General features: G+C 46.1%; 11 protein-coding genes. 9 read left to right on the top strand and 2 right to left on the bottom strand.

Translation table 11 applies throughout. The features are described 5' to 3' along the window. Nucleotides 1-196: 196 nt before the first annotated feature. Nucleotides 197-3328 (bottom strand): beta-galactosidase, LacZ type, encoded by a 3132-nt coding sequence (gene lacZ, locus MHH93_RS06355; RefSeq protein ID WP_500053360.1) that lies wholly within the window; start codon nt 3326-3328, stop codon nt 197-199. A gap of 126 nt (nt 3329-3454) precedes the next feature. Between lacZ and MHH93_RS06360 the strand changes: the two genes are divergently transcribed. Then, a complete protein-coding gene (locus MHH93_RS06360; RefSeq protein ID WP_145146442.1) occupies nt 3455-4288 on the top strand; it encodes a helix-turn-helix transcriptional regulator in 834 nt (277 codons plus the stop codon). 5 nt (nt 4289-4293) lie between these two features. Here the strand turns inward: MHH93_RS06360 and MHH93_RS06365 are convergent, their stop codons facing one another. Continuing rightward, nucleotides 4294-6348 (bottom strand): helix-turn-helix domain-containing protein, encoded by a 2055-nt coding sequence (locus MHH93_RS06365; protein ID WP_500053361.1) that lies wholly within the window; start codon nt 6346-6348, stop codon nt 4294-4296. A 225-nt stretch (nt 6349-6573) separates the two neighbouring features. Here MHH93_RS06365 and MHH93_RS06370 point away from each other — a divergent pair, with 225 nt between their 5' ends. The 8 genes from MHH93_RS06370 to rhaD all read left to right on the top strand — a co-directional run bounded on the left by MHH93_RS06370 (nt 6574) and on the right by rhaD (nt 13901). Beyond that, entirely contained in the window at nt 6574-7794 is a 1221-nt protein-coding gene (locus MHH93_RS06370) for a metal-dependent hydrolase family protein (RefSeq protein ID WP_500053362.1), read from the top strand. A gap of 61 nt (nt 7795-7855) precedes the next feature. Further along, complete coding sequence (locus MHH93_RS06375) at nt 7856-9022, top strand: hypothetical protein (protein ID WP_500053363.1); 1167 nt, start codon at nt 7856-7858, stop codon at nt 9020-9022. A 215-nt stretch (nt 9023-9237) separates the two neighbouring features. Then, on the top strand, nt 9238-10173 hold the full coding sequence (locus MHH93_RS06380; protein WP_500053753.1) for a helix-turn-helix domain-containing protein: 936 nt from the start codon (nt 9238-9240) through the stop codon (nt 10171-10173). Between the two features lie 27 nt (nt 10174-10200). Continuing rightward, nucleotides 10201-10689, top strand: a complete 489-nt coding sequence (locus tag MHH93_RS06385) for a DinB family protein (RefSeq protein WP_500053364.1) — start codon at nt 10201-10203, stop codon at nt 10687-10689. Between the two features lie 187 nt (nt 10690-10876). Further along, nucleotides 10877-11164 (top strand): hypothetical protein, encoded by a 288-nt coding sequence (locus tag MHH93_RS06390; RefSeq protein WP_062833085.1) that lies wholly within the window; start codon nt 10877-10879, stop codon nt 11162-11164. A gap of 172 nt (nt 11165-11336) precedes the next feature. After that, nucleotides 11337-12029 carry a hypothetical protein gene (locus tag MHH93_RS06395; RefSeq protein ID WP_500053365.1) on the top strand — a complete coding sequence of 231 codons (693 nt, stop codon included), beginning with the start codon at nt 11337-11339 and terminating at the stop codon, nt 12027-12029. A 119-nt stretch (nt 12030-12148) separates the two neighbouring features. After that, entirely contained in the window at nt 12149-12673 is a 525-nt protein-coding gene (locus MHH93_RS06400; protein ID WP_500053366.1) for a GNAT family N-acetyltransferase, read from the top strand. A gap of 382 nt (nt 12674-13055) precedes the next feature. Further along, entirely contained in the window at nt 13056-13901 is an 846-nt protein-coding gene (rhaD, locus tag MHH93_RS06405; RefSeq protein ID WP_169480146.1) for a rhamnulose-1-phosphate aldolase, read from the top strand. Nucleotides 13902-14160: the final 259 nt, after the last annotated feature.

Raw genomic sequence — 14160 nt, forward strand, 5'->3', positions numbered from 1 at the left:
AAAGAAAGTAAGCCAAGAATAAAGATTATTGTAAAAAGATATTGCAAAGTCTCACCTCGTATTAGAGTAATAGCTGGTAAAAATCTTTTTTGCACCTCATTCATTATAATGTTCCGTTGAAAAACTTCAAACTCATACTACTCACCGATCATCAAAAAAGCACTACCGGCATACTGCCAGCAGTGCTTGCTTGATGTTATACAGGTCTTACGGTAAAGGTGAATTGATACGCGCGGTTGGCTGGCAAGGTATATTCAGCGTGGGTACGTGCGCCCCAGCTGTCATCTCCGCCGACACCCATTTGTTTGTAATTGATACGCGCCACAGTCTGTGTGCTCTGAGGTAATTTGTACACATGATCGTTTGCTTCCAATTCCTCAGCTGTCCACGGCAACGCATTGATTTCAAATGGGATGGAGGCTTCTATATGCAGGCCACTTTGACCATCGGCTGACGTTATTTCAGCGAAGCGTACATCCGTTTTGTTACCACACTCCTGTGGTTTCAGATATGGAACGAATTGAGCTTGAACCGCACCTGTGTAATAGCCAAGACGTGCACTGGTTAGACGGTCTGAATAATTGTCATGCGGGCCTCTGCCGTACCAAGAGATTGTATCCAGGCTGTTACTCAGTTGCAGTAGCATACCGAATTCCGGAAGATCAGGTAGACCCTCGCCTGGAATAAGCGTTTGACTGATTTCCAATACACCATCCGAATCAATTCGGTATGTGATGGACAGCGTACATCCCGGATGTTGATCCCATGTATAATCGCTCGTCACGAGAATGCCTTGCTCGTCTGCATGATGCTCAAAGCGAATTAATCTGCTGGTAGCGTAAGCATCTCTCCAGAAGGCAGAACGCATATTCAGCTTGTTCCCCATATCGTTGTCTGTCATGGCTCTCCAGAAATTCGGTCGGACCGGTGCCAGCAACTGTTCCTGATTGTTGATCTGATAAGAAGTCAACGCGCCAGTAGCCGGGTTGAAACTAAACGTGACTTGACCTGCAGCCACTTTCAATTCATCTTGCTGACTCTGAACATGCAGCTCCTGTATCTGTGGCGAATTGCCTTGTCCTTGGTGTGCCGGTTGGATTGGACGCAGTCGTGGAGATACCACGAACTGATCCCAGGCAATTTCGTGACCGACACCTGCCCATTTGGTTGCTGCTTTGGTGACCAGAGACACAGTCAACACGGCTTCCTTGAACAGATCGGATGAAGGCGTGTAAGGGATGCGGACTTCAGTTGATTCCCCTGGAGGTACCGTGATGTCCAACGAACCGTTTTCTACGGATACGCCATCGTGTGTTACTGTCCATACGAGCGAGTACTCGCTTAGATCCGTGAAGAGGAACTGGTTTCTTATACGCAGCAGGCCGCCTTTGACATCAATAGCTTCCATACGAACGTTCTGATAACACTTCTTCACTTCTTCGAGCTTCGGCGTAACCGTCTTATCGGCCAGAATGAGTCCGTTTCCGCAGAAATTTCCATCATGAGGGGATTCACCGAAATCACCGCCATAAGCGAAATATTCGACACCGTCTGCCGTAGTGGTACGAATGGACTGATCGACCCAGTCCCAGATGAATGCACCCTGCAACACATCATATTTATCGAACAAATCCCAATACAGATGCAGACCACCGCAGGAGTTACCCATGGCATGGCTGTATTCGCAGATAATATAAGGTTTCTTCGGTCCTTGCATGCGAGCATAATTCTCCACATTTTCAGGACTGATATACATCGTTGATTCAATGTCGCTTGCTGAATCAGAAGGGCGATAATGGAAGGTCCCTTCATAATGAACGAGACGGGTTGGATCGACTTGTTTCAGATAATCGTACATGGCGATGAAGTTATCGCCCCCGAAGGACTCATTACCGAGAGACCAGATAATCACGGACGCATGGTTTTTGTCCCGCTGGAACATCGAGTTACAGCGATCGATTACGTTATTACGCCATTCCGGCTTGCTCGCAGGAATGTTGTTCTCGTTCATTTCCTTTTGCCCATAGTACCACGTGCCGTGAGTCTCCAAATTCGTTTCGTCAATGACATACAGACCATATTCATCACACAGTTCGTACCAGAGTGACTGATTCGGATAATGGGATGTGCGCACGGCGTTAACGTTATAGGACTTCATCAGCTCGATGTCACGGATCATGTCTTCCCGCCCAATGGCTCGACCAGTATCCGGGGAAAACTCATGACGATTCACACCTTTGAATACAATGCGTTTACCATTGATTTGCATCAGGCCGTCTTTCAGTTCAAACTTGCGGAATCCAATGCGGCTGCGAACAGCCTCCAGCGTTTCGCCTGATTCGTTCTGAATGGACAGCACAAGTGTATATAGATGAGGGGACTCGGCGCTCCATAGAAGCGGCTTTATAACCTCTGCTGACAACTTAAATGAAAGTTCATCCTCGCCCTGGAACGTAACGGCCGCAGTAAGTGGCTTCAATACAGTCTGTTGCTGTGCATCATAGAGCTGTGCGTGAACGGACAATCCGGCAGTGGTCTGCGCGGCATGATGATTAAATAATTTCAAATCCAGCCGTAGCTCCGCATCCTGATACGCATCATCCAGTTCAGTACGAACAAAGAAATCGGCGATCTGAACCGGTGAAGGTGAATGCAGGTATACACCACGGAATATGCCGCTTAACCGCCAGAAATCCTGATTCTCCAGCCAGCTCGCATCACACCAGCGATATACCTCTACAGCCAGTTTGTTCTCACCTTCCGTTAGATACGGAGTGATATCAAATTCAGCGGGTGTGAACGTGTCCTCGCTATAACCGACGAGTTCCCCGTTGACCCATACATAAAAGGCAGATTCAACGCCCTCAAAGTGCAGTAGCACAGGCCGGTCTTTCCAGTCAGCAGGAACCGTAAACGTACGGATGTACGAACCCACCGGATTATAGGTTGTTGGTGCAAAGGGTGGCTTCAGTTCAGGCTCACGCTCGACCCACGGATACGTCATATTCGTATATTGGGGATAATCGTAACCTTGTAGCTGCCAGTTGGAAGGAACGGCGATCTCGTCCCAGTCACTGGCATCATAGTTGTTCTCATAAAAGGATGAAATCCGTTGCTCCGGTGTCTCCGCAAAGGCAAACTTCCACAAACCATTCAACGATTCGTACCACGGTGATGCACTGGATTCATTGGACAATGCTTCTTCCACGGATGGAAACGCTACCATAGACGCATGTGCGGGTAGACGGCCTACTTGAAAAGTTTCGGGATTGTTGTTCCATTCCGGGTATCCATTCGCCGGAGGGGTATGTATTAGTTTCTTTCGCATAACAGCAACTCCTTCTGAAATGTTATAATATTGTCATTATAGAATTGAATTGATACTTAGAAAATAAAGAATATTGCCCATATATATCACAATATGAAACTAACGACGGAGAGAGTGGTGTACTGGATGGATACCCGGATTTTTTTTGGTAAAACAGAAGAAGCTGCTCGCCTGCCGATCTATATGACCACGGTTGGATACTGGGAGCACCAATATGAAACTGAGCGTCCAGAGGGATTCCCGGATTATCAGATCCACCAGATCATTCATGGTCAGGGGAGACTAATTATACAAGACGAAGAGTATATCGTCGGACCAGGTGACGTTTTCGTTCTGTACCCTGATGTCCCGCATAAATATATGCCGATCAGTGACCGCTGGGAGCTGGCTTGGGTCTCGTTTCAGGGGAGAGAGGCCAGTCAGCTATTATCTTATGCAGGTATTACTGGTTCACGCGTGTGCAGACTCCGGACAGCCACACTGCTGCATGGACTGGAGCAACTTCTGGTTAGAGGTGAGAATGGCGGTGATACGGATTATGCAGATTACGATGTGGAGTGTTCCAAACAATTATATGCTCTGTTGCTGGATCTGAAGCCACTACTCATCGTATCTGCCAACTATAATGATGAACTGGAGCGTTTGAAGCCTGTGCTGCGTTATATCGCAGAGCATCTGGATCGTTCACTGTCGCTGAAGGAACTGGCCGATGTGGCGGTGGTGTCTCCTCAATATTTGTGCAGACTGTTTCAGAAGGCGCTCCATACCAGACCTGTATTTTACGTGAACCAGGAACGAATCAATCGGAGCAAACAACTCATGTTCAGTGAGAGAGAGCTCCGAATCTATGAAGTTGCTGATCGGGTGGGCTACGAGAACGCCAGTTATTTCTGTGCGATGTTCAAAAGGCATACAGGCATGAGTCCGGAGCGTTTCCGTAAACTGCACGGACTGAGTTGATGGAGTTATAATTTTAGTGCTCCACTTGCGGTAGGAGCAACAGAGTACACCTCACTTAAATGACATGCCAGATACACCTTCATCCAACCCTCCGAATCGTTCAGATCCACGCCTAGAATCTCCTCTATTTTGCGCAGGCGCAGGTACAGCGTATTGGTATGAATATGCAGACGTTCGGCTGTGGTTTGCACAGATCGATTCGCGGCAATATAGGTTTTGAGTGTGAGTTCAAGCTCTCCTGATTTTTGCTGTTGAAGAGGGGACAGAATTTCGTGAATGTAGTTCTCGATATCGGAAGGTTCCTGATTCAGAAACAGCCGATTGATCCCGATTTCTTCGTAGAGCATCAGGCCCGCTTTGTTTTGTTTCAGCAAAAAGGATAACGAGCGTGTAGCCTCGTCATTGCTTTTGGACACATATTCAAGTCCTTGATAAAGTCCACCAATGCCAATGGATAGGGCAGGAGTCTTGGAGGTGGTCCATTTCTCCACGGCCGTTTCCAGCCTGTTGATGATCCAGTGTCTGACCTTTGGCTCGGATGCAGCAGCCAGAATCGTAATTTTGTGATGTGCACTGAACAATAGATGTTCGGGGGTGCCCAGCTCCTTTTCGATAAATCCAATCAACTTGCGCACCCAATTTTCAGTTGTTTTCATATCAGGATGTTCCCCATAGAGCTGCAATTGAGCGACGAACAAGGACTGATGGGCTGGCAACTGAAAGCTGGAAAGTCGGGCCTCCAACTGCTGTGGTTCTCTATACTGCACCAGATCGCTGAAGAAATCGTGGTTTTTCCGATAGGACATCTCGGTGAGTGAGTAGGTATTCACCATCTCTAGCATCACAATAGCTCCGCCTTGTTCCAAAATCACATGATCCAGCTGCCCTAACGGATGATCTAATTGGATGGCAAAACAGCCAAGTACCAGAGATCCATTTACAATGGGATAGAGGTAATAATCGCTATGATCCGCTCCACCGGATAAGGTGATGGGGTTAAACTGACTGTCCAGAACGGTATAGATATCGAGCTCACTTAGCAAGACACTTTCCGGGATGAGCGGGTACCAGTCATTTCTCGCCATGTCCACATAATAGGTGGGGAGCTTCAGCATCGATCCAACCGTCTCAATGATATGTCCGAGGCTCACATGTTCAATGGAAAGTGCCGTGAATTGATTATGGATGTCATTGCGGCTAACGAGATATCGGTTCGTTTCCAGCAGTTCTGAATACATGGTGGCGTTGGAGATGGCAATGGCTGCCTGATCCGCAAACCCCTGCATTATATTCAGATCATGTGGGGCAAATCGTCTGTTTTGTTCAAATTGGTATACCAGCATCACCCCGATTTTGTGGGTGTTCATAGTCACGGGAACGGCGATAAGTCCTTTTGCCATAATACCGTCAGGCAGTGAACTTACAATGATATCCGCATTCTCCTGACTGACATTGCCCATATCTTTAAAGGCATCATCCGGCGTGCTGTACATTCGGCCAATGCCTTCCTCGTATACTTTTCCCGTAATGCCCTCATCCAGCTCGCCCTGATATTGATACACACTATCCTGAAAACCGACTTTGGCTCTAGGGATCATCTTGCCAGAGTCCGGATCAACCATCATGAACAGTCCGCAGGAAAGGGAGGGGATGACATGCAGCGCATTCTCCATGATTTTGAGTAACAAGTCATTCAGCTCCAGGGAACAGGTCAGCTCCCGCAGTCCGGTCAACCATCGATCATTGTGTGCACGTTCCATCTCAATCTGCTGTTTCAGCAGTCCTTCCCGAATTAAAGACTCCAGACGTTCACTCTGTAACAGAGTAAGTTGCTTCTGGGTATCGATAACCACACGAATGTTGATATTGGACAAAAAAACAAACGTATACCTGAGAATCTTCCAGGAAGACTCGATCTGTTCTTGATCTGTATATTCAGGTACCTCTCCTTCACGCAGCCAGTTATTCCACTGGAAATCGTATTCATCCTTGATCCAGATTCCGTACGGAGCAGCTCCAAAGACCTGAACCATAAATGAGCGAACCGCTTCATGAATCATAGCAAACGTACCCCCTTCGTGTTCACATGGCAAAATGCTTACATATATAACATGATCATCACTATGCTGTGTAATTTATATTCTATATTGTGTATATCAACATAATTGATATCAGAATGCTGTTGCTATCAACAATGACATTATACATTTGCAACTTATATAATGTCATTAACTTTAACACGATACAATTTCATCGTAGTACAACAGTAGAGAGGTGGAGTACAGATGAGTCAAATTACTGCTTTTGTAGGTGCATTGTTGATTGATGGACAAGGTGGAGAGCCTGTTTCCGATAGTGTGGTTCTGGTTGAGAATGGGAAATTCATAGCTGCTGGCGCGAAGGCAACCGTTCCAATTCCGGAACATGCCGAGCTTGTTGATGTAACAGGCAAAACGGTGATGCCCGGATTAATTGATGCCCATGTACATGTACACGGGGCCAAAAATCTGAATATGGCTGCGGTGGCGCTGGAAGCTAATGAACTTCAGATGGGGAGAGCACTTCAGGATCTGCCGAAGCTGATCAACGCGGGCTTTACAACCGTCAGGGATGTCGGTAGCCATGTTGCTGTATACATTCGCGATCTGATCAAGGAAGGTGTGGTGAAGGGGCCACGGATTAAAACTTCCCGTCATATGCTCTCTCAGACGGGTGGGCATGCAGATATTCATATGATTCCAACGGAACTGAATATCTTCACCGTGTGTGACGGCGTTCCGGAAGTCATTAAGGCAACACGCACGCAGTTCCGTGAAGGGGCGGATTTCATTAAAGTGTGTTCCACAGGCGGGGTACTTTCGGAGAAAGATGACCCTCGCTGGTCGCAATTCCGCATGGATGAGCTGAAGGCGATCGTGTATGAAGCGGAAGCGGTACAGTCTTATGTGGCTGCACATGCGCAAGGTGCACAGGGGATCAAAAATGCGCTGGAAGCTGGCGTACGCACCATTGAACACGGGATTTACATTGATGAAGAAGGCATTGGCATGATGCTGGATCAAAAGGCAGTTCTGGTACCAACGCTGGCCATTGTACATCGGATCATCAAAGAAGGGCATAAATACGGTGTTCCCGAATTTGGCATCCGCAAAGCCCAAAGTGTATATCAGGAGCATATTGAAAACATGATTATTGCGCGTAAGGCAGGCGTAACCATTGCAGTAGGGACAGATTTCTGCACGTGTGCACCTGTTGAGCATGGCGGGAATGCGCTCGAACTTCGATTGCTTGTTGAAGATGTTGGATTTACACCGATGGAAGCGATCGTAGCCGCAACAAGAGATGCGGCGAGAGCGATGCAGATGGAAACGGAGATCGGTACGATTGAGCCTGGCAAAGCTGCTGATCTGCTGGTATTGAATGTGAATCCGTTGACGGATATTGGACTGCTCGAAAACACAGAGAATATCGAACAGGTCTATTTATCAGGTGAACGCTTGAAATAAGAAAGATGATTCTACGTGTACTGAACTGCACTGACAACATAGAGAATGGGGAGAAGCCACCATGTTTAGTCAACCGATATATATCGCCACAGTATTACTTGTTATTTTAGCTATAGGGGAACTGGTTTCGATCTGGTCCAAAGCGCGAATTCCTTCCTTGCTTGTTATTCTGATCGGATATTTGCTGCTGAACTGGGCGGGGTTATTTCCCAAAGGAGCGGTCTCCAGCTCTGCTCTGACTGCGTTCGGGGCTCTCATGGTGGCTCCGTTGATTGTACACATGGGGACATTAATACCGCTGAAATTAATACGTTCCCAATATAAAGCAATACTGATCTCATTGTTTGCATCACTCACAGCTACAGGTCTCATTTTGTTAATCGTATCACCGTTCTATGGTTATCCTACGGCTGTTGCCGGATCAAGTCCGGTTGTCGGTGGCATTATCTCTTATCTGATCACAACCACGAAGTTGCAGGAGATGAACCTGGGTCATCTGATTACAATTCCGGCTGTTATTCTTGGGATTCATTCTCTCGTGGGGATGCCGATTGCAACCAATATGTTGCGCAGATACGCGTTAAAACTGCAGAAGCAGGGCGCTTTTGAGAACAAGGTTGCAGGGGAAGGTCAGGTAAATATTAAAGAAGCGAATGCCAAAACATTCCTTCCACAGCGTTTCCAGACTGCACCTATTCTGCTGTTGCTCTTGTTCATAATGGGCAGTCTCTCGATTTATCTGGGAAATGTAACCGGACTTAGCTACAGTATCTGGGCTCTGTTGCTTGGGGTTCTAGGACATCTGATCGGGCTGTTCCCATCTCGTATTCTGGATAAAGCAAGTACATCGGGAATTGCCATGATAGGTCTAATTGTAGTAGTAATGACAAGTATGGAGTCGATCACTTTCGATGCGGTGGTCAGTTCCATTATTCCGGTGTTGTTCATTATCGCAATCGGTGTAGTTGGGGTGCTGATTGGTGGATTTCTTGGCTCCAAGCTATTCAAATGGGACCCGCTTAAAGGTCTGCCTGTAGCATTGACTGCACTATTCGGTTTTCCGGGGGACTACATTATCTGTGAGGAAGTAAGCCGTTCGGTTGGACGCGATGAAAATGAACGCAAAGCCATCCTCGATGAGATCTTAACGCCGATGCTGGTGGGTGGATTCACAACGGTCACAACAGCATCCGTGTTGATTGCGTCCATACTGATCAAGACACTTTAGAAAAATTGATGTTCTTTTCATCCCAATTTCAGTTTCCATTAAGGTTGTGAAGGTAAGATAAGTCTTGTAAACCCCTTCTCGTGTTAAATAGATGTGTGACTGGCCCTATCGGATTGTCCTCCGGTAGGGCACTTTTTTTCTTCATTTCTACTGTTGATGGTATGATAGATGAATACATAATGTGTAACCAACTCTAGTGATCGGAGGATGGAATGGTGGATCACAGCCTGCACCCATTGTTTAAGCCTATTCAGATAAATGGAACGTACCCTAACAGTTATTATGTTGAGAAAATACCTGCTGCCGGCTTGATGGCTTATGTGGCCTGTTATTGGGAATCAGGATCTCTTCCGAACACGCATGCAGATGTTATTTGGGGAGAAAGTCGAGAGCAATCGGTGATGACTGTCCCTGCGCGGGTATTGCCGGACGGTTGCACGGATATGCTGATTACATACGACCCGGTCTGTTCAGAACATTCCTATGCTTACTGTGGTAATTATACACAGCCGTTTGCTGTACCTGAGCGATCCGATGATGGTTCGCCTGCTGGAGATTACACCTTTGGTGTGCGGTTCTTCCCGGGTGGGGCACATGTCTTCCATGGTATGCCTTTGGAATGGTTTACAGATAAGCGAATTGCACTTCAGGAATGTTGGCCGGAGAAGCTGAACGAGCTTCAGGAACGGATGGCCGAAACGAATCGTTTTGCAGAGCGGGTAGAGGTTATGAATGCGTACTTGAGTCCATTGTCTGTGCAGGCAAGCACATCTGAGAACGATCTGATGAAAAACGTGCTGCACCGCATCTTTATAGATGGGGGACGTATGACTGTCCAGGAGCTGGCGAGGCGTGAAGTGATCAGTGAGCGGCAGCTGCATCGCAAGTTCTCGGAGTGGGTCGGAATCAGTCCCAAACGATTCAGTGAGGTAGTTCGTTTTCATCGTGTGTTGCGTGATATTCATCAGGGGAACACGGTAGACTGGGCAATGCTTGCCCAGAATCATGGTTTCTTTGACCAAGCCCATCTAATTCGGCAATTTCGCAAGTTTTATGGAGAGACTCCGTTGACGGCAGCCAGAGAGCATGGCAGGATGTTGTCCGATTTGTACAATAGATCTGTAGAACCGTCGGTTATACTTAAATCGTGAGAATAAAAAGTAAGGGAGACATCATATATGAATGGAACATTGCAGATTCGGGATCATTTGTTAAATGAGTTGGAAACAGGCATACGGACGGGGGCTTCGTTAATTCGCTTGATCCGTTCGGAGGATTGGTCGGTTCGTCCACAGGAGAATATGCGTTCATTGGTGGAGCTTGTGCATCACTTTATCCAGATCACGGCATCGGATCTTGCCATTATGCAGGAGAAAAGTGAAGCAGAGGTTGGTCTGGTGGAGAACAGCCTGTCCGGAATCGAGGATATCGAGAAGCTGGAAGCAACGCTGTGGAGCAATTTCGAATCCTACAAAGCATATATTACGGGATTGAGTGAAGAAGATTATTTAAACCGCTCTACCAAAGCTTTCTATATGGAACATGGTCATTTGCAGGCGCAATGGCAGATTGAAACGTTAACGCATGTGTTCCATCACCGTTCGCAGCTGTATAACTACCTCAAGCAGCAGGGCCATGAACTGAACTTTTTCATGCTGTATGCCTAAATAACCTTGTTCTATAAAATAAGCTTAATTGGCCCCATCGGACGTTCCGGTGGGGCATTTTTGCGTACAGTTGTCTATCAATCTATGGTGTCTATTAAAAATGGACGTTATAACACGGTCAGTTCACCGTGGCTTTACTAGTTTCTGAACATAGAATACCGTATCAAAGCAAAAGGAGGTGATTTCAATGGCCGTCCTTTTACCATTACAATATTACAATCTTCCAGCTGGCGTAGGTAAGTCCTACTACGAAAACTTGGCTGGAGGTGCGAATGCCAGCGCTACAGTGAACAACTTTGGACCTTTCCCGGTATCTCTCGTAATAACACGTGTTAATGAACCTGTAGTCACTTACGTTGTTCCTGTAAACAGCAGCCTTACCATTTCTGCAGGTGGAGTTCTAGTTTTTGCATTGCTAGCAAACCTTGGAGGCGCAGCTTCCGGAACAATTCAATTCGCCGTAGCAGATTTCTAATTGGTGTAATATAGTAGATTGGCCTCTGCCGGACATGATGTCGGCAGGGGTTATTCTTTTTTTTTTGGTAGAACCTTCTGGATTGAAAATGATATTATACTAGGGTCTTTATTAATTAATAGGTTGTTATAAGAATGAATTTCTTGTACAGCGAGAAAGAAGGAGAGAATTGATGTTTAGAAAGATGTTCATCTTTATTTTGGGGGTAACCTTAGGATTGTCTGTAATTTTGTCACCACATGTTGCTCAGGCGGCGACTGAGATGACTACCCTGGAGTATGGTAATGGGGCTACATATTATGGAGAGACCAAAAATGGAAAACCTCATGGGAATGGAACCATGACCTGGGGGAAAACCAAAACTTACAAAGGAAGCTGGGCACAGGGGAAACGATCAGGACATGGGGTTTATAAAGTTATAACACGCGGAGAGGACAGAATCACAGAGTCCAAGTATGATGGGAACTGGAAGAATGACAAAAAGGATGGTAAAGGTGAACTTTGGGTTAATGAAATAGCTTTGACTGGAGAAATGCTTGAATCTCGAATCCAAACGGGGACATTTGCCAAGGATCAGTGGATTGCAGGCTACGATGTACGAAATGGAGAATATGATCCGCCATATTCGTTTCTTTACAAAGATTCGAAATTGAGTCTCGAAATTTGGGGGGATGTCGGAAATATTTTGAATGGGTTGAAAGACAATTATTTCTTCTTGTTTACATATCAAAAGGGAAAAGTATATAAAAGTGTTGGTGTTGGAGACGAATATGATCCCAAGCAATTTAGTTCTTTTATAAGAAGCATAGAAAAAGAGATCAAGCCTCACATCAATCAATTTGAGAAATTGGCTAAGCAATTATAAGTGTCATTAGAAGGAATGAACATGTACAGATTATAAATGTTGTTTACCCTGACGGTCATTCGATTAATTTAAGGTATAGGCGGCACGCAGACTTGTGTTGGCATACAGGAGGTTAGTTGATGATGAACAGAACAATCTTATTTGAAACCGAACGGTTGAAATGTGCGACGTGGAACGAGGGAGATCGTGCGCTGGCGTTTGCGCTGTGGGGCGATCATGAGGTTGCCAAGTGGATTAGCAGCAAGGGATTTCTGAGCGAGGACGAAGTAGAAGCACGATTAACACAGGAGATTCAAAGGCAGAAGGAAGCGGGAGTGCAATATTGGCCCCTTTTTGAGAAAGAGTCGGAGGTATTTGTCGGTTGCTGTGGCCTGCGTCCATATTCACCAGAAGAGGATATCTATGAACTGGGATTTCATCTAACCCGGGATCACTGGGGGAAAGGGTATGCCCAGGAAGCAGCGCGGGCAGTGATTGAGTATGCCTTTGACGAAATGAACGTGAAGGCACTGTTTGCCGGGCATCATCCGGATAATGAAGTGTCACGTCACATCTTGATTAAGCTGGGATTCGAGTACACAGGTGACGAACGGTATGAACCGACTGGTAAGATGCATCCATCCTATGCGCTGCAAAGTCCTTAAATATCCTTCCAATATGGACAGGCTTAACATAACAACTTAACGTGAATGCGGTCCAAAAGAGGTACGCGGTTCATACTGGCTCAGTTCGCTTTTCATGCTTTTTTTATTTTGCTTTCAGCTTCTATTAAGGTAGCAGAGGTATGATAACTCTTGTAAACCCCTTCTCGTGTTAAATAGATGTGTGACTGACCCCGCCGGGCGCCGGTGGGGTATTTTTTTGTTTTTGTTTCAAATAAACAAAACTAAACAAAAATAAATAAAAGTTTATTTCTGTGTTTATTATTGACTATCAAAGATAAACAAAGGTATAATGAATGTGAAAAAAGGAACTTACTATGTACGTGGCAAGCCATATTATTTTCAATATAAGGAGAGAATGATTATGAACGTGACCCTTACGAATGAAACAACGCAGGCTGCAGGTTTCCATATTCCATTTATCCGTGAGATGGCCGAAATTACACAACATATGTGGAAAAATGGCTGGGATGAGCGCAATGGCGGTAATGTCAGCTATCTGCTGGAGGAAGAGGAAGTTGCCCAATATATCGATATCCATCATGTGATTCGCAAGATCAAACCGGCATTTTCGGTGCAGGAGCTGGCAGGCAAGTATTTTATCGTGACCGCATCGGGCAAATATTTCAAAAATGTACTCGCTGATCCTGAGAGCAATCTGGGGTTGCTCCGTGTATCGCAAGATGGACAGGAGTTGGAAGTGCTCTGGGGATTGAAGTCGGGCGCGAATCCAACAAGTGAGTTGCCTACGCATTTCATGAGCCATATCGAACGTTTGAAATTGGACCCGAACCATCGGGTTGTCATGCACAACCATGCCACTCATGTATTGGCGATGACGTTTATCCACGAATTGGATGAGGCAAAATTTACGAAGACCCTCTGGCAGATGTGCACGGAGTGTGTCGTTGTATTCCCGGATGGAATCGGCATTATTCCATGGATGATTCCTGGATCGAACGAGATTGGCCGCGAAACGGCTGAGAAAATGAAAGAATACCACGCGGTTATCTGGCCGCAACATGGCATCTTTGGAACAGGTACAACGATTGACGAGGCTTTTGGTCTGATCGAGACGATTGAGAAGGCAGCTCAAGTGTATATGCTGGTTGCTGGTCACGAGATCCGGCAGAGAATTACGGATGAGCAGCTGACCACACTGGCGCAAGCGTTCGGTGTCACCCCTCGTCCCGGCATTCTGGGCAGTTGAGGAAATCTGGATTGTTTTATAGTCAACGCTTAGATCAAGGAAGTGGTCTTTGGTTCATTGAACCGAAGGCCATTTCCTTTTTTTTGACGAACAATCGTCATTTTGGTTCAAAAAAGTTCAAATTGCTGAACAAGAATGGCTTTGTTATCAATTATTGAATCGTAGAATGCATTATCACGCGCTGGCGAAATTCGGGTGAAATGACGTATTGTCAACGGCTCTGCGATTTTGCATAATAACAATGCTTCACAGATGAGAG

Origin of the sequence: Priestia sp. FSL H7-0729 (assembly GCF_038005685.1) — a bacterium.
Lineage (GTDB): Bacteria > Bacillota > Bacilli > Paenibacillales > Paenibacillaceae > Paenibacillus.

What these genes read in the sequence shown, in the direction of transcription:
- lacZ (WP_500053360.1), bottom strand. Translation starts at nt 3,328, where the DNA reads ATGCGAAAGAAACTAATACATACCCCTCCGGCGAATGGATACCCGGAA.
- MHH93_RS06360 (WP_145146442.1), top strand. Translation starts at nt 3,455, where the DNA reads ATGGATACCCGGATTTTTTTTGGTAAAACAGAAGAAGCTGCTCGCCTG.
- MHH93_RS06365 (WP_500053361.1), bottom strand. Translation starts at nt 6,348, where the DNA reads ATGATTCATGAAGCGGTTCGCTCATTTATGGTTCAGGTCTTTGGAGCT.
- MHH93_RS06370 (WP_500053362.1), top strand. Translation starts at nt 6,574, where the DNA reads ATGAGTCAAATTACTGCTTTTGTAGGTGCATTGTTGATTGATGGACAA.
- MHH93_RS06375 (WP_500053363.1), top strand. Translation starts at nt 7,856, where the DNA reads ATGTTTAGTCAACCGATATATATCGCCACAGTATTACTTGTTATTTTA.
- MHH93_RS06385 (WP_500053364.1), top strand. Translation starts at nt 10,201, where the DNA reads ATGAATGGAACATTGCAGATTCGGGATCATTTGTTAAATGAGTTGGAA.
- MHH93_RS06390 (WP_062833085.1), top strand. Translation starts at nt 10,877, where the DNA reads ATGGCCGTCCTTTTACCATTACAATATTACAATCTTCCAGCTGGCGTA.
- MHH93_RS06395 (WP_500053365.1), top strand. Translation starts at nt 11,337, where the DNA reads ATGTTTAGAAAGATGTTCATCTTTATTTTGGGGGTAACCTTAGGATTG.
- MHH93_RS06400 (WP_500053366.1), top strand. Translation starts at nt 12,149, where the DNA reads ATGATGAACAGAACAATCTTATTTGAAACCGAACGGTTGAAATGTGCG.
- rhaD (WP_169480146.1), top strand. Translation starts at nt 13,056, where the DNA reads ATGAACGTGACCCTTACGAATGAAACAACGCAGGCTGCAGGTTTCCAT.